The following is a 19,632-nucleotide window of genomic DNA, read 5'->3' as shown; positions in this document are numbered from 1 at the left end:
GGCCGTGCCCGTCAGGTGCGCACGTCGGGTTCGGCGCGGCCGGTACGCTTGCGGATTTCCCCGATGGCGTCGGCCGTATCGATCAATTCCTTCAACGCCTCCTCGACGGGCAGGGCGTGGCGATCCGGGTTGGCTTCGAACCGTTCGAGATAGACGCGCAAGGTGGCGCCCTTAGTGCCGGTGCCCGACAGGCGGAAGACGATGCGCGAGCCGCCCGAGAAGATGATGCGCACGCCCTGGCCCGTGGCGACCGAGCCGTCGACCGGATCCTTGTAGGAGAAGTCGTCGGCCTCGGAGACGACCAGCGTGCCGAAGCGCTGGCCGGCCATGGAGGCGAGGCGGCCGCGAAGCGAATCCATCAGGTCTTCAGCGGCCTTCTTGTCCACTTCCTCGTAATCGTGCCGCTGGTAATAGTTGCGGCCATAGGTCTTCCAGTGCTCATGCACGATGTCGGCGACGCCCATGCCTCGCACCGCGAGGATGTTGAGCCACAAGAGGACGGCCCAGAGCCCGTCCTTCTCGCGCACGTGGTCCGAGCCGGTGCCCGAGCTTTCCTCGCCGCAGATCGTGACCTTGCCGGCATCGAGCAGATTGCCGAAGAACTTCCAGCCGGTCGGCGTCTCGAACATGCCGATCTTCAGTTTCGCGGCGACCCGGTCGGCCGCCTGGCTGGTCGGCATGGAGCGGGCGATTCCGGAGATGCCGCCCGAATAGCCCTTTGCCAGGTGCGCGTTGGCCGCAAGGATGGCGAGGGAGTCGGACGGCGTCACCACGATGCCCTTGCCCAGGATCATGTTGCGGTCGCCGTCGCCGTCGGAAGCGGCGCCGAATGCCGGTGCATTGGCGCTCATCAGATGGTCCACCAGCGGGGCGGCCCAGACGATGTTGGGGTCCGGGTGGCCGCCGCCGAAATCCTCCAGCGGCACGGCGTTGACGACGCTGCCGGCCGGTGCGCCGAGGCGCCGCTCCAGGATCTCCGTCGCATAGGGGCCGGTGATGGCGTGCATCGCGTCGAAGCGCAGCGTCAGGCCGCCCGCGATGGCGGCTCGGATGGCGTCGAAGTCGAAGAGCGTTTCCATGAGGGCTGCATAGTCGGCGACCGGATCGACGATCTCGACGTCCATCGTCTCGATACGTGTCGTGCCCGGCTGCGACAGGTCGGGCGCGTCGGCGTCGGAAATCCGGTATTCGGACAAATCCCTGGTGCGGGCATAGATGCGCTCGGTGACGCCTTCGGGCGCCGGGCCGCCATTGGCGACATTGTACTTGATGCCGAAGTCTCCGTCCGGACCGCCGGGATTGTGGCTGGCCGACAGGATGATCCCACCCGCCGCCTTGCGCTGGCGGATCAGGTTGGAAGCCGCCGGTGTGGACAGAAGCCCGTCGCGGCCCACGACGACACGACCGAAGCCGTTGGCCGCCGCCATGCGGATGACCTTTCCGACGACGTCGCGGTTGAAGAAGCGCCCGTCGCCGCCCACCACCAGCGTTGCGCCTTCCGGCGCGTCGGCGGCATCGAAGATCGCCTGGATGAAATTCTCGGCATAGTTCGGCTGCTGGAAGTGCGGCACCTTCTTGCGCAGGCCCGACGTGCCCGGCTTCTGGTCGTCGAAGGGTCTGGTCTCAACGGTGATGATGCTCATCGATCCTGATCTTTCAGCAAGTCGCGGTAAAGCCCGGCATAGCGCTGGGCGCTGAGTTCCCATGAAACATTGCTGCGCATGGCCTGCAACTGGATGTCCCGCCATTGGGCGGGATCCTCGTAGAGGCGGCGCAGCCGCACGAGGCCCTTCACCAGCGCATCGCGGGTGACGGGCTCGAAGATGACGCCGGTGGCCACCCCGGCCGTGACGGCGGCGACATTGGCGTCGATGACGGTGTCCGCCAGCCCGCCGACGCGTGTGACGACAGGCAGGCAGCCGTAGCGCAGCGCATAGAGCTGCGTCAGCCCGCATGGTTCGAACCTCGATGGCACGAGGAGCGCGTCGGCGCCCGCCTGCACACGGTGCGACAGGGGCTCGTCATAGCCGATGCGCACGCCGATGCGCCCGGCATGGCGGGCCGAGGCGGCCAGGAACTCGCCTTCCAGGAGCCGGTCCCCGGAGCCGACGATGACCAGGCGGAAGCCGCCGGCCACGATGGGCTCGATCGCCTCGACGAGAATATCAAGCCCCTTCTGCCACGTCAGGCGCGAGACGACCGCAAGGATCGGCCCGTCGTCTTCGGCAAGGCCGAACTCGGCCTCCAGCGCCCGTTTGTTGATCTGGCGCTTGAACACGTCGTCGACGGTGAAATTGGCGGCGATCTCCGGGTCGGTGGCAGGGTTCCACGTCTCGACGTCCACGCCGTTGACGATGCCGACCAGGCGGTCGGCGCGGCCGCGCAGCAACCCGTCGAGGCCCATGCCGCCGTTCGGCGTCAGGATTTCGGCCGCATAGGTGGGGCTGACGGTGGTTATGAGATCGGCAGCGTGCAGCCCGCCTTTCAGGAAGCCGACCGAGCCGTAATATTCGACGCCCTCGATCGACCAGGCGGTGTCCGGCAGGCCGAGCTCGGGAAAGATCGTGTGCGGAAACGCGCCCTGGAAGGCAAGGTTGTGAATGGTGATGACGGTGCGCGGGCGCGGCCCTTGCGCAAAGGCCAGGTAGACCGGCGCCAGCGCCGCCTGCCAGTCGTGCGCGTGGACGATATCTGGCCGCCATCCGTCGATCGCGCCGAGGCCGATCTCGGCCGCGGCCTTGCCGAGCGCCGCGAAACGCGCCCAATTGTCCGTATGGTCGTAGCCGTTCAGGCCGATATAGGGGCCGCCCGGCCGGTCGTAGAGGTGAGGGGCATCCAGCAGCAGAAGCTGCAGCCCGTGCGCCTCCGCGGCCAGCACCGTGGCGGCGCCACCGAACAGGTCGGTGAAATGCGCCTTCGGCGCCAGCGGACCGACCCGGTCGAGGATACTGGGATAGGCGGGCATCAGCGTGTGGACGTCCTTGCCCAGCCGCTCCAATGCCAGGGGCAGGGCTCCCGCCACGTCTGCAAGCCCGCCCGTCTTGATCAGGGGAAAGACTTCGGAAGCGACCGAAAGAACGCGAATGTCACTCAAAGCGTGTCAGCCTGTCTATCATCGGCTGCGTCACCAGGCTGATGCCGCTGGCCGTGCGCCGGAAGCGCTGGGCGTCCAGCTCCGGATCCTCGCCGATGACGAGCCCCTCGGGAATCTCGACACCCCGGTCGATGACCGCGTGGCTGATGCGGGCATGCCGGCCGATGACGACGCCGGGCAGCACCACCGCATGGTCGAGCCGCGAATAGGAGCGCATGCGCACGCCGGTGAAGAGCAGCGAGCGTTTCAGCGACCCGCCCGAGATGATGCAATCGCCGGAAACCAGCGAAGACACGGCATAGCCGCGCCGTCCTTCCTCGTCATGCACGAACTTGGCCGGGGGCGTCACGTCGGCATAGGTCCAGATGGGCCAGTCCCGGTCGTAGATGTCGAGCTGCGGGACGACGTCGGTCAGGTCGATATTGGCCTGCCAGTAGGCATCCACCGTGCCGACGTCTCGCCAATAGGCATCGGCCTCGTTGGAGGAGCGCACGACCGAGCGGTTGAAGGAATGCGCGTAGGCCGCGCCATGCCGAACGACGTAGGGGATGATATCCTTGCCGAAATCGCGCGCCGACTTGAGGTCGGCGGCATCGCGCCGCAACTGATCGGCCAGGAAGGCGGTGGAGAAGACGTAGATGCCCATGGACGCCAGCGCGGTGTCGGGCCGGCCGGGGATGGCGGGCGGGTCTTCCGGCTTCTCGATGAAGTTCGTCACACGGCCCTTCTCGTCCACATGCATGACGCCGAAGCTGCGCGCCTCCATGCGGGGCACTTCGAGGCAACCGATGGTGACGTCGGCGCCGGTGTCCACATGCTGCTGCAGCATGATCTCGTAGTCCATCTTGTAGACGTGGTCGCCCGCAAGGATGATGATGTATTTCGGGTCGTAGGCCTCGATGATGTCGAGGTTCTGGTAGACGGCGTCGGCGGTGCCCGCATACCACTGGTCTTCCGATACGCGCTGCGATGCGGGCAATACGTCGAAGCTCTCGTTACGGCCCGGCCGCAGGAAGTTCCAGCCGCGATGCAGGTGGCGGATCAGGCTGTGCGCCTTGTACTGCGTGGCCACGCCGATGCGGCGGATGCCGGAATTGACCGCGTTGGACAGGGCGAAATCGATGATGCGCGACTTGCCGCCGAAATAGACGGCCGGCTTGGCGCGGCTGTCGGTCAGTTCCATCAGGCGGCTGCCCCGCCCCCCTGCGAGCACGTAAGCCATCGTATCGCGCGAAATCGGAGCCACATGGCGCTCATTCGGCATTCAGTCCCTCCCCGCCCGCGCGCGGGCGGGCACCGAACATGTCGCCGGCCCTTCGGCCGTTCTGCAATCGAAGATAGCGTCCGCCGGGGCGGACGCCATATCCCGGAACCGGCTAAAATGCTTGCCGGCTCATGCCTTTTTTTCGAAGGCCCCTGCGTGCCAGATATCGCGCGCATACTCCGCGATCGACCGGTCGGACGAGAACCAGCCCATGCGCGCCGTGTTGTGGACGGCGATGCGGTTCCAGTCGGCCTTGTCGTGCCACAGCGTGTCCAGCCGGCGCTGCGTCTGCCAGTAGGAGTCGAAGTCGGCGGCGATCATCCACCAATCCCTGTCGCGCAGCGAGCCGACGAGGCCGCGATAGCGTCCGGGCTCGCCCTCCGAGAACACGCCCCCCTCGATGGAATCCAGGGCGGCACGCAGCAGCGGCTGCTGGTCGATCAGCGGCTGGCCGCGATGGCCGTCGGCGCGCCTGCGGGCGACTTCGTCCGCCTTCAGGCCGAAGATGAACATGTTGTCCTCGCCCACATGGTCCTGCATCTCCACATTGGCCCCGTCCAGCGTGCCGATGGTCAGGGCCCCGTTGAGCGCAAACTTCATGTTGCCGGTGCCCGACGCCTCCAGCCCCGCCGTGGAGATCTGCTCGGATATGTCGGCTGCCGGCATGATGATCTCGGCCAGGCTGACATTGTAGTTGGGAATGAAGACGACCTTCAGCAGGTTGCGCACCGCCGGATCGGCGTTGATCACGCCGGCCACGTCGTTGATGAGATGGATGATCTCCTTGGCCTCGTGATAGCTGGGGGCGGCCTTGCCGGCGAAGATCTTGACGCGCGGCGTCCATTCCAGATGCGGCGATGAGCGGATCTGGTCGTAGAGCGCCACCGTCTCGATGATGTTCAGGAACTGCCGCTTGTATTCGTGGATGCGCTTGACCTGGATGTCGAAGATGGCCTTCGGATCGACATAGGTTGCGAGCCGCTCCTCGATCACCTTGGCAAGGCGCTGCTTGTTGGCAAGCTTCACCGCTGCGAACCGGTCGCGGAAGCTGGCGTCGTCGGCATACGGGTCGAGGTCGGCCAGCCTTTCCAGGTCGTCGCGGTAGGCCGTGCCGATGGTCTCGTCGATCAGGCTGCACAGGTGCGGATTGCATTCGAACAGCCAGCGGCGCGGCGTCACGCCGTTGGTCTTGTTCTCGATCCGGTCCGGGAACAGCCGGTGCAGGTCGTGGAAGACGGTTTCCTTCATCAGGTCCGTATGCAGCGCGGAAACGCCGTTCACCGCGTGGGAGCCGACGAAAGCGAGCTGCCCCATGCGCACGCGGCGGCCATTGTTCTCGTCGATCAGCGAGATCGCGGAAATCTCGCCGTCGCCGAGGCCCTTGTCCTGCCGCGCATGGCGGATCATGTCGGCGTTGATGGCGTAGATGATCTGCATCTGGCGCGGCAACAGCCGCTCGAACAGATGGATCGGCCAGGTTTCCAGCGCTTCGGGCAGCAGCGTGTGGTTGGTGTAGGAGAAGGTCGCCTGCGTGACGGTCCAGGCCGCGTCCCACTCCATGCCGTGGATGTCGACCAGGATGCGCATGAGCTCCGCCACCGATACGGCCGGGTGCGTGTCGTTGAGCTGGATCGACACCTTGTCCGCAAGGTTCGTCAGCGTATCGTAGGTCTGGAGATGGCGGCGGACGATGTCCTGCAGCGACGCGGACGAGAAGAAGAATTCCTGGCGGAGCCGCAGTTCCTGGCCGGCCTGGTGCGAATCCGCAGGGTACAGCACACGGGTGATGGCTTCGGCGCGGTTGGATTCCAGCAGCGCTCCGATGTGGTCGCCGGAATTGAAGGCGTCGAGAAGGATGGGGTCCAGCGCCTGGGCGCTCCACAGCCGCAGCGTGTTGACGTGCTTGCCGCGCCAGCCGACGATGGGCGTGTCGAAGGCGACGGCCAGGACGCGCTCGGCCGGGCGCCAGACGCAGCGGGGCGGACGCCCCGGCTCTTCCACCATGGTGACCTTGCCGCCGAAGCCGATCTCGTAGGCCGTCTCGCGCCGCTCGAACTCCCAGGGGTTGCCGTGGGCCAGCCAGTCCTCCGGCAGTTCCACCTGCGCGCCGTCCGCGATCTCCTGGCGGAAGAAGCCATGGACGTACCGGATGCCGTAGCCGAAGGCCGGCACCTCGGTAGAGGCCATGCTTTCCATGAAGCAGGCCGCAAGCCGGCCGAGGCCGCCATTGCCGAGCGCCGCGTCCGGCTCCAGAAGCTCGACCAGGTCGAGCTCCACTCCGTAGCGGGCAAGGGCCTGCTTCACCGGTTCCGCAAGGCCGAGATTGTTGATCGCATCGCGCAGGAGCCTGCCGATCAGGAATTCCATCGACAGGTAGCAGACGCGCTTGGACTGATCCTTGTTGACCTTCTGGGTCGAGGAGATCCAGTGGTCGATGATCCGGTCGCGAACGGCCAGGCACGTCGCGTCCATCCAGTCGTACATGCGGGCGACGCCGGTGGTCTTGCCCAGCGAGTAGGTCAGCTTTTCGACGATCTCGAGCGCCAGCGTGTCGGCGTCGTTACCGCGTGGCAACGGGTTGTGCGTGGCCCGGCGCATGGGGCTGGCGGCCTCGGCCGTCGGCAACGTGGCGTCGTTCGGCATGGTCTCAACCTTTCAATGTCGAAATCGCGTTCACGAGCCCGACGGTCGATCCGTCGCGCCCTTCGGCCGATGCTTCCCCCCGGACGACGGGGAGGAGGCCCGTCGCCAGTTCCTTGCCCAGTTCGACGCCCCATTGGTCGAAGGCGTTGATGCCGAAAAGCTGCGCTTCCACGAAGACCCGATGTTCGTAGAGCGCGATGATGCGGCCCAGCGTGAACGGGTCCAGCGTGCGATACAGTATGGTGAGGGAAGGACGGTTTCCGGAAAATTCGCGGTGCGGTGCGATGCGCTCCGCTTCGTCGGGGGCCCGGCCAGCCGCCAGCAGTTGACGGCGCGCTTCCTCGAGGGTGCGGCCCTTCATCAGCGCCTCGCTCTGCGCAAGACAGTTGGCGATGAGAAGGTTTTGGTGATCCTGCAGTTCGGGCTCGTGCGAAACCGCGCCCAGCAGGAATTCCACCGGAACGACGTCGGTGCCCTGATGCAGAAGCTGGAAGAAGGCATGTTGGCCGTTGGTGCCGGGCTCGCCCCATACGACGGGCCCGGTCGGCGTCTTCACGCGCTCGCCGTCGAGCCCGACATGCTTTCCGTTGGACTCCATGTCGAGCTGCTGGAGGTAGGCCGGCAGACGCGCCAGGCGCTGGTCGTAGGGGATGACGGCGCGGGAGGGGCAACCCTGCGCGACGCGATGCCACCAGCCGACGAGACCCAGAAGAATGGGCAGGTTCGCGGCCATCGGAGCCGATTTGAAGTGCCTGTCCATGGCGCGGGCGCCCGCCAGAAACTCGCGGAACCGGTCGGGACCGATGGCGATCATGATCGGCAGGCCGATGGCCGACCAGAGGGAATAGCGACCGCCGACCCAGTCCCAGAAGCCGAAGGCGCGCGACTCGTCGATACCGAAGGCAGCGACCTTGTCCAGCGCCGTCGAGACCGCGCAGAAATGCGCACCGACGGCCGCCTCGCCGAGCGCGTCGGCGATGAAGCGCCTGGCCGTCGCGGCGTTCGTCATCGTTTCGATGGTGGTGAAGGTTTTCGACGCGATGATGAACAGCGTCGTCGCAGGGTCGAGCGCACGCAACGTATCGGCGATATGGGCGCCATCGACATTCGATACGAAGTGAACGCGCGGGCCGTCGTGATACGGCGCCAAAGCCAGAGTGGCCATAACGGGTCCGAGGTCCGAGCCGCCGATGCCGATATTGACGACATCGGTGAAGCGGCCGCCGCGTGCCGGCGCGATCTCGCCACTGCGGATGCCGTCGGCAAAGCGGGACATGGCGGCAAGAACGTCTTCGACGGCGTCGCCGACATATTCGCCGGCTGCCTCGTAGCCGTCTTCGGGCTGCCCGCGCAACGCGACGTGGAGCACGGAGCGCCCTTCCGTGGCATTGATGCGGGCGCCCGCAAACATGGCGTCGCGCCGCTCCTCCAGCCCGTATTCGCGCGCAAGGGAATAGAGCGCCTCGCGGTCCTCCGCGCTCAGCGCAGTCTTGGAATAATCCAGGGTCAGGTCGTCGAGCGCCGCGCTGAACGCCTCGAACCGGTCCGGCGCATCGTCGAAGAGCGCCTTGATGCCGCGCCGGCTTGCCGCATCGCCGCGCTCCGCGAGCGTGCGGACGGTCGCGCCATATCCTTGAGTATCAGCCACGTTAACTGCCTGCCCTGCTGTTGTGCTGCGCCGCACCATCAATGTGCTGCGGCGCGTTGTCCCGGTCACTATCTAACGCCTTTCGGCGTTCGGAAAGGGGCAGATTGCGGGACGGGCAGAAATAAGCGGCGCCGCAGCGCCGCCGAACCCGGTCAGTGCCGGGTCTCGCCCAGCCTGTCGAGCGCCCTGTCGAGGGAGGCATGACGCCGCCGGACGACGTCGCTGGAGCCGGCACGCGCTACGCGTGCGTCGAGGCGAAAACGCCAATCCTCCAGGAGGGCCTGCTTTTCGCCGTGCGACAGGTTCCTGTCGTCGACCACCTCGGCAGGGTCGGAGAAATGGCTGCCGACCCGGTAGTCGATCTCGGACGGTTCAAGCGCTTCGCTCATGGTTCACACTCCATGGTTTCATGTGTGAAGTTGACATGACAGGATTGGATACGCCCCATCGGCCCGAAATGAGGCATGGCGGCATATCGTTCCATCCATGAAGAAATTTTAACGTGCGCAGGTGGGTGAGGGCGCTGTCGCCCTCAATATTCCTTCTCGTAGAAGATGCCGACTTCGCCGCCGCCATTGGCGGTGACGGCCCCGCGCGCCTTGATGTCCCGTCCGAGCTCGAGGTCGATGGACACCCGGCCCGTGGTATCGACGCCGACATAGGTGTTCTCGTTCAGGTACTGGCCGACGCCCACCGCCGCCTGTCCGTCCGCCGTGGTGCGGATGTCGATGTCATCGACGCCGAGTTGCGAGCGCAGATTGTCCAGAAGCCCGGTAGAGCCGCCGACACCGGCCAGCGATGCCGCCGCCGAGGCGAGCTGCGCGATCTGCAGGGGCGACAGGTCGCTGGTCGCCTGCCCGAAGATCAGCCTGGCCAGCACTTCGTCCTGCGGCAGCGCCGGGTTTGAACTGAAGGTGAAGGCCGGATTTTCGGCCGGGCCCGTAACCGCGACGTAGACCGTGGCCTGGCCCGTGTCCGATTGCGCCAGGAAGTCCAGCGTCGGGATGAGGTTGCCCGTGAAGGAAAGGGAGGCGCGCTCGAAATCCAGCCGCCGGCTGAGGATCTGCAACCGGCCGCGCTGCAGGTCGAAGCCGCCGACGATGCCGACATTGGATGCCGGTCCGGTGATGCGGATGGTGCCGCCCAGTTCCAGGTCGAGGCCGCGTCCGCGCACGAAGACGCGGTTCGGCGCGTTCAAGGTCAGGTCCAGCGTGATACCGCCGCCGCTGGCGCCGCCGGCGCCGGGATTCGGGTTGATTTCCCGCTGCTGGCGGTACACCGCAGCCGGCGCATTGACGTGCCGCACGTCGAGCTCGGCAAGCGAACTGGGCAGGTTGTCGGGGACGACGATGGCGATTTCCTGCGCGTTGACCGTCCCTCCCAGGACCGCCGCACCGGTAATCGGGCCCGTCAGTGTCAGATCGGCGTCGAGCCGCGTCGAGAACAGTTCGCCATCGGCATAGCGCCCGTCGCGGATGGTGACGGTGATGTCGGCGGGGAAGCCGGCGCCGAGGCCGACGCCGCCCGCCACGTTGATCGCGCCGCCGCTGCCGAGATTGGCCGAGAAGGCGCTGATCGTCGCGCGGTTGCCGGAAAGGGCGATCGTGGTGTTGATGTTTTCGACCGCAAGGTTGATGCCCGTATCCACGAAGCGGGCGCCGCTGGTGGACACCGTTCCGCTGACATTGGGGTTGGCCGCCGTACCGGACACGCGTGCATCGACGCGCACGTCGCCCTGGATGGAGCGGCCGCCCTCGGCCAGGATGCGGTTGGCCAGCGACAGCGGCGCGTTGCCGTTCAGCGCCAGGTCGAAGGCGGGCGTACCCGCCAGGTTGACCGACCCGTCGGCGTTGAAGTCGATGCCCGAGCCCGAAAGGTTGCCGTCCAGCGTCACCCGGTTCTGCGCATAGGTGCCCCGCGCCGCGACGTCCAGAGGCCCGACGCCGGCTTCCCGCGTCTGGGCCACGGACAGGCCGCCGACGCGCATGTCGTAGGTCACGTCCGGATTGGCGATGGTGCCGCGCGCCTGGACATTGCCGCCGATCGTGCCCTGCGGGGCCACGTCCGGTGCTGCTGCGGCCGCGATGGACGCCGGCACGTTGGACAAGGTCACGTCGAGATTGAGCCGCCGTCCGGCGCTGCCCGTGGCCACGATGCTGCCGCCGCCGGAAAGGTCGATGCGGGCGGTGCGCAGGGAAACGGTCTCGTCGCGGAAATCGCCTGCCGCGGCAAGGCTTGCCGCAGGGGCGCCCGCCGCACGCGAGGCCGCCACCGAAATGTTCGCGCCGTTGATATCGAACGTGGCGGCCGGGGCCGACAGCGAGCCGGTGGCGCGCGCCGTTCCGGAAAGCGTACCCTGCGCTCCCAGCGCGGGGGACGCCGCATTGGCGAGCGCCAGCGGAAGCTGCTGCATGGCCAGTTGCAGGTCCAGCGTATCGCCGACCGTTCCGGACACGTTCAACGTGCCGCCGCCGGCGCGGATGTCGCCGCGCTCGAGCGTCAGCGCGTCGTCGCGGTAGCCGCCCGCGATGTCGAGCGCCACAGTGTCGACGCCCGACTGCCGCAACGGCGCGGCGGCAAGGTTGTCGCCCGCCAGTTGGAAGGTGGCCTGCGGACGCGCCAGGGTGCCGGCGGCCCTGGCCGTGCCCGATACGTCGCCGGTGGCGTTCAGCCCCGGCACGAAGGCGTTGGCCAGCGCGACCGGCAGCCGGTCGATATCGAGGTCCAGGTCGAGGTCGCGCCCGACGCTACCCGTGGCGCGGACCGAGCCGGAGCCGATTTCGGCGACGGCCTGCGACAGGCGGACCGTGTAGTTGGCGAGGCGGCCCGAAAGGTCGATCGTCATGGGCCCGGTGCCGGCGGCGGCAACCCTATCGGCCGAGATGCCGCGTCCGTCGAGGTCGAAGACGACGATGGGATTGTCGAGCTCGCCGGTCGCCTCGGCCCTGCCGCTGAGCGTGCCGGATGCACCGAGATCGGCTACGAAGCCATTGGCGAGGGATACCGGAATGTCGCTCAGGGTCAGAACGGCATCCAGCGTCTGGCCGACGTCGCCCGACAGGTTCACCGTGCCTCCGCCGATATCCAGCCGCGCTGCATCTAGGCTCGCGATGCCGCCGCGATAACGCCCGGCAAGGGCGCCGTTCACGGCCGGCAGGTCGGCCCGGCGCGTCTGACTGGTCTGCAGCCCGGCCAGCGCCAGATCGAAATCGGCGCGGATGTTTTCCGCCGGCCCGGCGGTCGACAGGTCGCCCGTCAGGGTGCCCGCGGCATCGAGGTCGGCGACGAAGGGGTTGGCGACGGCCAGAGGGAAGGCATTCAGCGACAGGTCGAGCTGCACCTCGTCCGAGATCGCGCCGGTCAGTTCCAGCCCGCCCTGGCCCACGGCAAGCAGGATGCGGCCGAGGTTGACGCCATTCTGCCCGATGGTCATGCGGGCCGGTTCCCGCAGCGCCACGGCGGCGCCATCGATATCGGCGGTCAGGCGGCGCAGATCTATGGCCGTCTCGCCCTGTACCGAGGAAACGCTGCCGTTCAGCGCCGTGGCCACGTTGTTGACGGTGGTGCTGCCGTCGATCACCGTCGCATCGTTGAGGCGCGACAGGTCGAGGTCGAGTGCGGAGACCGTCAGCGAGGGAAGGGCCAGCGACGCCGCCTGCACCGTACCTTCCGCCTGCGGCCTGTCGACATAGTCGAACAGGGTCACGTCCACCGTGGCGTTGGCCAGTTCCGTTTCGCCGAAGGAAAGCGAGCCGGACCGGATGTCGATGGCGGCCTGCGGCGCGCCGTCCGGTGTGGTCAAGGCGATCGAGCCCGCGACATCGCCGCCGGCTTCGAGACCGATAAGCCCCGCCAGCGTCGACATATCGGGCGCCGCGATATCGAGATTGCCTGTCGGCACGTTATCGGCGCCCAGCGCCACGGCCCCGGTGACGCGGTTGTCGCCCTGCACGATGGCAAGGTTGCGCAGGGTCCGGACCTCGCCCTGCGTATCGAAATCGGCCGTTATTTCCAGCGGCTGGTCGTTGAACCGTCCGTTGACCGCCACGGTGCCGTTGGGGGCGTCGGGTGCGAAGGTGCCGTCTATGCGCGCGGAGATTTCCTGAAGGGTCCGCCTCGCGATATCGAGGTTCGCGCCATTCACCGTCAGGTCAACCTGCGGTGCGCCGAGCGTGCCGGCGGCCTGCAGGGCGAAGTCGGCGGTGCCCGTCAGGCCGGAATCCGGTATCTGTGCCTGGTCGAGACGGCCAGTCGCGTTGGCCGTGATGGCTTCCCCGGACAGGCTGCCTGAGGCTTCGACGGAAAGTCCCGTTCCTTCGATGGATATGTCGCGGCCCTCAAAGCCCTCCGCCGTCCGGGCGACCGAACCGCCGAGGGCTATGCGCTCGCCCGCATACTGCGTCAGCTGCTGCGCCAGGGCGGCGCTCTCCACGTCGGAGCGCACGGCAAAATCGAATGTCGAGAAATCGCGTGCCGCCCGTCCGGTGACGGCGGCGCTCGCCGCGCCGGTCGTCAGGCTGTTGGACTCGATGACGATTTCGCCGTCCGTCAGTTGCCCGTCGACGGCAAGCGCGATAGGGCCGGTCAAGAGGTTCGCCGCCACGCCTTCCGGCGCGCTTGCGCCGGCGGCGTCCAGCGCCAGCTGGAACGGGCCGGAGACCGCATCGAGGTTGAAGCCGGGGCTCGTCGCGCGCAGGGTGACGTCGCGGGCGAGGTAATCCTCGTAACCCGCGGTGCGCGCGGCTGCCTCCACGGTCACCGCCGCCGATGCCAGCGCGCCGGACAGGGTGGCGTCCAGCGAGGACACTTCCAGGAAGCTGCGCGCACCGAGCTGGCCGAAGGACAGCGGCACGGGGTTGCCTTCCTCGGTCGCCAGCATGACGCGTAGATCGTTCGTGGAGCCGCTCGGGTCGTAGGTGCCGGACGCATCCAGTTGCAGCGCGCCGGATACGAGCTGGCCGCGATCGATGGTGACGATGCCGCCTTCGTTGCGCAGCAGGATATCCGCAGCCACCGTGGCCGTGTCGCCGACCATGTCCGCGTATTGCGCCGGCACGAAGGGCCCGGTGATGGTGGAGATGTTTGCGGTCAGGCGGCGGCCGTCGGCGCCGTCCTGTACGGCGGCCTCGATGGTGATCGCGCGCTCGGACGCGATGTCGAGCGCGCCGTTGGCCGTGAAATCGCTGAGCGGCCCATTGCCCGTGACGTTGACGGTTACGGGCGGTGCGCCCGGCAGTTTTAGAAGGCCGGCGATGATGCCGCCTTCCGGCTCGTTCGCATCGATATCGAGGACGAGCCGGTTCTGGTCGGGAGCAAAGCCCAGGGTGGCGTTGACGGTGCCAGGCCTGTCCAGCCGTTCGACCGCGAAGCGCACGTCCAGTGCCGCGGGATCGCGCGTCAGCGTCAGGCCGCCATTGGCCGACAGTTCCGCAGCGACGCCGGCCACGGCTTCGCCAAGCGTGAAGCGCCCGATGGAGATTTCGCCGACATTGGCGGTGATGTTGGGCAGCGAAAAACCGCCGCCGCCGCTTTCGTCCTCGGCCGTTGCCGCCGTACCCTGCGGCAGGCGCGTGAAGTCTATCGAGCCTGCAGTCAGGCGCTGGATTTCGACCGTGCGACGGATCAGGGCCGTCGGCGACCAGTCCAGCGCCAGATCGCGTGCGGTCAGGTAGACGCCGTCCGGATCGGACACGGTCAGGCTTTCGATGCGGATATTGCCGGACAGGGCGCCCGACAGGCCCTCGATTTCGACCTGCGCGTTTTCCGTCGAGATCAGGTTCTCGATCTGGTTCGCGATGAAACCCTGCGCATGGGCTGCCGGCGCCGGCAGCAGGAAGGCTCCGCCGAGGGCGGCGAGGGCGGCGATGCGGGTACGAAGGGAGCGGAGCTGCAGCATCAGAACGACTGCCCTATGCCTGCGTAGATCTGGAAATCGCCGTCGCGCGGACCGGGATCGAGCGGGATGCCGACATCGACGCGGATCGGCCCGAAGCTGGTGAGATAGCGGGCGCCGACGCCGGCGCCGATCTTGAACTCGCCGAAATCGGGGAAAAGGTCGTCCGAAACGGTGCCGCCGTCCACGAAGGGCACGATCTGTATGGACTCCGTGATGCCGATGCGCAGCTCCAGAGAGGCCTCGAACAGCGACAGGCCACCGGTCGGCGTATCGACGAAATCCGGGTTGGTGCCGGGCAGGGCGAAACTGGGGAAGTAGGGGCCGATCGACTGGTAGACATAGCCGCGAACCGAGCCGCCGCCGCCGGCGAAGAACCGCCGGTCGTTCGGCACGTCCTCGAGGTCGGCGCCAAGGATGGTGCCGTACGCCACCCGCCCGGCCGCCACGAACCGGTCGTTCTCGTCGAAGGACAGATAGGCCGAGGCGTCGCCCCGCGCCTTGAAAAACGGCACGGAGTTCAAGGCATCGTAGGAGGGTTCCGCCGTCGCCTTGAGCATGTAGCCGCCGGTTGGGTTCAACTCGTCGTTGCGCGCGTCGAAGGTATAGCTGAGCGGGACAGACCCGATCAGGAAGTCTTCCTTGCCGAGATAGTCCTCGATCTCCTCGTATTCGATGAGGATGCCGGCGGTGAAGGATTGCTGCCTGTCGATGCGATATTCGACGCCGCTGTAGGCCGCCACCGACGCGCGGTCGTAGGCGAGCGGCTGTTCGCGCAGGGCGGTCAGCGAGCCGATATAGACGGAATCGGGACCGAGCACGCCCGGCTTGCGGAAGACGGCGGAGCCGCGATAGTCGAACCCGTCCGTCTTGCGGCCGGTGTTCGAGATTTCGTTCGCGCCGATGCGCGTCACCGCGCCCTCGATACGCAGGCTCTCCGCCCCGCCGAACAGATTGCGGTGCTGCCAATAGGCGTTCACGCCGGCGCCGTCGGTGTTCGAGAAGGTTGCGCCTGCGCCGAATACGCGGAAGGGGCGCTCCGCCACCTCCACCATGACCGGCAGCGTCCCATCGGCGACCTGCCCGTCGTCGGGACGTACATTGACGCTGGAAAAGACGTTCAACTTGGACAGGCGTTCGCGCGCGTCGGCCAGTTCCTGCCGGGAGTAGACCGTGCCGGGGCGGATGCCGGCCATGTAGGCGACGAAGCCAGGGCGCACGGCCTGTGCGCCCTTGACGCTCGTCACGCCGAAAGGCACGCGCTGCCCCGGAGACAACGACAATTCGTAATCCAGCTCGCCGCGCGCCGAATCGGCTATGACGTCCCGGTGGGTGACCGCTGCGAAGGGGCGTCCCGTATCCTCGATATCGCGGTATATGCGATTCTGCGCCGACAGGATCCGCGTCGAATCCGCGGCGGAGCCGCGGGTCAGCTCGTACTCCGCAGGATCCACCACGGGCGGGCCGTCGGTGGCGATGGCGACGCGGCCGACCTTGTAGAGCTGGCCCGGTTCCACGGTGATGGTTACCGGCACCGTACCGGCCGTGTTGAACGTCGTGTCCGGCGGCAGGGTTGCGATGTCCTGCCCCTCGATGCGGATGGTGACGATGCCGTCATAGCGGGAATTCTCGTACAGCGCCGCAACCAGCCGCTTGCGATCGTTGCGTGCCTTGGCGAGAAGGCCGAGCGAGCCGGAAACCGGCTCGTCCTCATCCGCCATCAGCGTGGACGCGGATTCCAGCGCATCTTCCAGCCCGTCGACGGGCTGGGTCAGCGTCAGCGTGACGGAGTAGTCGACCGGATCGAGTACCGGCTCGGAATCATCCTCGCTTTCGAAGAACTTGAAGCCGAACAGCTCGAAGGCGTGCGCCGAAGGTGCGCCGGCCAGAAGGCCGAAACACGTCGTGGACGCCATCAAGGTCAGGACGATGCCCGTTCTACGCAAAGGCACGTTCGCAGTCACTTTCCGCAATTCGGAATGCTGGAGACATTCCCCCTCGAAATTCCACGCTCCCCCGAGCGCATCCGGTAAAATGCCGGGCATGCGGTAAATGACAACCTACGATCCGCCCCCCCGAGCGCATTCCGTGAAGCTTTTGTGGGACTTGCGCCACACTGCGCGCATCTGTCCAACAGGATCCAAAGCCGCTGCCGCAAGGGCTTCGCAGCCCATTAACGCGGCGTTAACCCCATCATACGGTGTTGCGCGACAATCCGTCACTGGATAGAACAAAGAGCGAACGGTATATGCATTGCCCATGGCCCGAACGACGCTTCTCGACAAACTCGCCATTTTGAGCGACGCCGCGAAATACGATGCCTCGTGCGCGTCGAGCGGATCGGTCAAGCGCAATTCGCTGAAGAGCGGAGGCATCGGCTCCACCGAAGGATCGGGGATCTGCCATGCCTATGCGCCGGATGGACGATGCATTTCGCTGCTGAAGATCCTGCTGACGAACTTCTGCATCTACGATTGCGTCTACTGCGTGAACCGGCATTCTTCCAACGTGGCGCGAGCGCGTTTCTCCGTGGAGGAAGTCGTCGACCTGACGCTCAATTTCTATCGCAGGAATTATATAGAGGGCCTGTTCCTGTCCTCCGGGATCATCCGCAATTCCGACTATACGATGGAAGAGATGGTGCGGGTGGCGAAGTCCTTGCGCCTGGACCATGGTTTTGCCGGCTACATTCATCTGAAAGCCATTCCGGAGGCATCGCCCTTGCTGATGGAAGAGGCGGGGCTCTATGCCGACCGCCTGTCCGTCAACATCGAGTTGCCCACGGATGTCGCCCTGTCGCAATTCGCGCCTGAAAAGAAGCCGCGCGATATCCGCCGCTCGATGGGGCATCTGCGCCTCAAGATCGAGGAAAGCATGCCGGAAGGGCAGTCGAAGTCGAAGCCGAAGCGCTTCGCTCCCGCAGGGCAGTCGACGCAGATGATCGTGGGAGCCGACGGGGCGGATGACGACGCCATACTGGCGCGTTCGGAAAACCTCTATGGCTCGTTCCGGCTGAAGCGCGTTTATTATTCGGCCTTCTCGCCCATTCCGGATGCGTCCAGCCGGCTGCCGCTGGCGCGACCGCCTCTGATGCGGGAGCATCGCCTGTACCAGGCCGACTGGCTGTTGCGTTTCTATGGGTTCGAGCGTTCCGAGATCGTGGCCGGCGGAACGGATGGCATGCTCGACCTGGCCATCGACCCCAAACTGGCCTGGGCATTGAAGAACAGGGGGCGTTTCCCGGTCGACGTCAACCGGGCCGACCGGGAGATGCTTTTGCGGGTTCCCGGCTTCGGCACGAAATCCGTCAACCGCATTCTCTCCACGCGCCGCCACCGGACCCTGCGGCTGGACGATATCGCGCGTCTGTGCCAGTCCGTGGCCAAGGTGCGCCCGTTCATATCGGCCCTCGACTGGACGCCCGGCGGATTGACGGACGGCGCGCGCCTGCGCGACGCGCTGGTGCCGCCGGCGCAGCAACTGAGCCTGTTCTGACATGTTTGCGGCAACCCTGTCCCATCCCGCCGATTTCGACGGCTGGCGCGAAGCCGCCCGGCTTGCGTTGTCGCACGGGCTGACGCCGGAAGCGATGAACTTCGTCGTGGAGGGGGAAGGGGGCCTGTTCGGCCAGCCGCTGCCGCGGCAGCCGGGGGGCGCGCCGCCGCCCAAGGTGCCGAGCGGTTTCATCGATCTTGCCCGCAACGCCGCCTGCAACCGCGATCCGCAACGCTTTCTCTTGTTGTACAGTCTGCTCTGGCGGCTGCAAACGGATCGCCGGCTTCTGGAAGTGGCGTCCGACCCGGAGGTGCGGCGCGCGCAGGACATGCAGAAAGCGGTGCTGCGGGACAGCCACAAGATGAAGGCCTTCGTGCGCTTCCGCGAGGTGCCGGGCGAAAGCGGCGCCCCGCATTACATCGCCTGGTTCGAGCCGTTCCATCATACGGTGGAACTGACGGCGCCGTTTTTCACCCGGCGTTTCACCGGGATGGAATGGACGCTTCTGACGCCGCTCCGCTCGGCCCACTGGAACGGCTCGGAACTGCAGTTCGGACCGCCGGCGCTGGCCAGCGACAAGCCGGACGAGGATGCCGTCGAGGCCTTGTGGCTGACCTATTATGCCTCGATCTTCAACCCGGCCCGGTTGAAGGTGAAGGCGATGCAATCGGAGATGCCGCGCAAGTACTGGCATAATCTGCCCGAGGCGCTATTGATCCGCCCGCTGGTGCAGGGCGCGGAAGCGGCCTCACGCCGCATGCTGGAAACCGCGCCGTCGATGCCGGGTTTGCGCCATGAGCGACATGCGGAGAAGGCGGCGATGGCACAGGCCGCACAGCCTGCTCAAGAAGCCTTTTCCGGCTTCAACCGGCGGCCGGAGGACATCGAGGAAGCACGCGACCAGGCGTCGCGGTGCCGTGCCTGTCCGCTCTGGGAGCCGGCGACGCAGACCGTGTTCGGGCGCGGGCCGTCCGATGCGCCCGTCATCTTCGTCGGCGAGCAGCCCGGCGACCAGGAGGACCTTGCCGGCGAGCCCTTCGTCGGGCCGGCCGGCAAGGTGTTCGACAAGGCTCTCTCCGAAGCCGGGGTGGACCGGTCGCAGGTCTATGTGACCAACGCGGTCAAGCACTTCAAGTTCACGCCGCGCGGCAAGCGGCGCATCCACCAGAAGCCCGGCGCGGGCGAGGTCAAGATGTGCCGCTGGTGGCTGGATATCGAGCGCGAGCTGATCCGCCCCAAGCTGATCGTGGCGCTGGGCGCGACGGCCGCCACCGCGGTGCTGGGCAAGGCGGTAACCATCCGCGACACGCGTTCGCGGCTGATCGACCTCGACGACCGCACGCGGCTTCTGGTGACGGTGCACCCGGCCTACATCCTGCGGCTGCCGGACCCGGCGGCGCAGGAGGCCGAGCAGCGGGCCTTCCATGCCGACATGGCGCTGGTGCGCGAGACCGTCCCCGCAATCGCCGCCTGAGACCGTGCCGGGCTACAGGATCATCGCCCTTATACGATAGGCGACGATGCTGAGGGCCACGATGCTGGCCGTCCACAGGCCGATGAACCAGAGAATCTGCGACAGGCGGCGGTTCATGGCA

At 66.7% G+C, this 19,632-nt stretch carries 11 protein-coding genes; 2 read left to right on the top strand and 9 right to left on the bottom strand.

All coding sequences use genetic code 11. The features are described from left to right. Positions 1–11: 11 nt before the first annotated feature. The 8 genes from NDN16_RS07135 to NDN16_RS07100 form a co-directional block, all read right to left on the bottom strand. The gene (locus tag NDN16_RS07135; protein WP_251112916.1) at positions 12–1,643 is read right to left on the bottom strand and encodes an alpha-D-glucose phosphate-specific phosphoglucomutase; all 1,632 of its coding nucleotides are present in this window, start codon (positions 1,641–1,643) and stop codon (positions 12–14) included. Further along, positions 1,640–3,085 (bottom strand): glycogen synthase GlgA, encoded by a 1,446-nt coding sequence (glgA, locus tag NDN16_RS07130; protein WP_251113018.1) that lies wholly within the window; start codon positions 3,083–3,085, stop codon positions 1,640–1,642. Before glgA ends, NDN16_RS07135 begins: the two co-directional genes overlap by 4 nt. 1 nt (position 3,086) lies before the next feature. Next, entirely contained in the window at positions 3,087–4,358 is a 1,272-nt protein-coding gene (glgC, locus tag NDN16_RS07125; RefSeq protein WP_251112915.1) for a glucose-1-phosphate adenylyltransferase, read from the bottom strand. Positions 4,359–4,487: 129 nt separating this feature from the next. Continuing rightward, complete coding sequence (locus NDN16_RS07120; protein ID WP_251113017.1) at positions 4,488–6,956, bottom strand: glycogen/starch/alpha-glucan phosphorylase; 2,469 nt, start codon at positions 6,954–6,956, stop codon at positions 4,488–4,490. A gap of 49 nt (positions 6,957–7,005) precedes the next feature. Continuing rightward, a complete protein-coding gene (pgi, locus tag NDN16_RS07115) occupies positions 7,006–8,688 on the bottom strand; it encodes a glucose-6-phosphate isomerase (protein ID WP_285292506.1) in 1,683 nt (560 codons plus the stop codon). Between the two features lie 113 nt (positions 8,689–8,801). Beyond that, positions 8,802–9,038, bottom strand: a complete 237-nt coding sequence (locus NDN16_RS07110) for a hypothetical protein (protein WP_251112914.1) — start codon at positions 9,036–9,038, stop codon at positions 8,802–8,804. Between the two features lie 143 nt (positions 9,039–9,181). Continuing rightward, positions 9,182–14,545, bottom strand: coding sequence for a translocation/assembly module TamB domain-containing protein (locus NDN16_RS07105; protein WP_251112913.1), 5,364 nt, complete (start codon positions 14,543–14,545; stop codon positions 9,182–9,184). Beyond that, the gene (locus NDN16_RS07100) at positions 14,545–16,494 is read right to left on the bottom strand and encodes an autotransporter assembly complex protein TamA (protein ID WP_251112912.1); all 1,950 of its coding nucleotides are present in this window, start codon (positions 16,492–16,494) and stop codon (positions 14,545–14,547) included. The genes NDN16_RS07105 and NDN16_RS07100 overlap by 1 nt, the downstream gene beginning before the upstream one ends. A 307-nt stretch (positions 16,495–16,801) precedes the next feature. Between NDN16_RS07100 and NDN16_RS07095 the strand changes: the two genes are divergently transcribed. Together NDN16_RS07095 and NDN16_RS07090 are read left to right on the top strand one after the other, a co-directional pair. Next, positions 16,802–18,037, top strand: a complete 1,236-nt coding sequence (locus NDN16_RS07095; protein WP_251112911.1) for a putative DNA modification/repair radical SAM protein — start codon at positions 16,802–16,804, stop codon at positions 18,035–18,037. A 1-nt stretch (position 18,038) separates the two neighbouring features. Beyond that, a complete protein-coding gene (locus NDN16_RS07090) occupies positions 18,039–19,511 on the top strand; it encodes a UdgX family uracil-DNA binding protein (protein ID WP_251112910.1) in 1,473 nt (490 codons plus the stop codon). Positions 19,512–19,523: 12 nt separating this feature from the next. Here NDN16_RS07090 and NDN16_RS07085 read toward each other — a convergent pair whose 3' ends face one another. Next, on the bottom strand, positions 19,524–19,628 hold the full coding sequence (locus NDN16_RS07085; RefSeq protein ID WP_251112909.1) for a DUF2474 family protein: 105 nt from the start codon (positions 19,626–19,628) through the stop codon (positions 19,524–19,526). Positions 19,629–19,632 lie beyond the last annotated feature (4 nt).

This window comes from Aureimonas altamirensis (assembly GCF_023702225.1).
Taxonomy (GTDB): Bacteria; Pseudomonadota; Alphaproteobacteria; order Rhizobiales; family Rhizobiaceae; genus Aureimonas; species Aureimonas altamirensis_B.
Note: the sequence above shows the minus strand (reverse complement) of the source record. Positions and strands in the feature narration are given on the sequence as shown.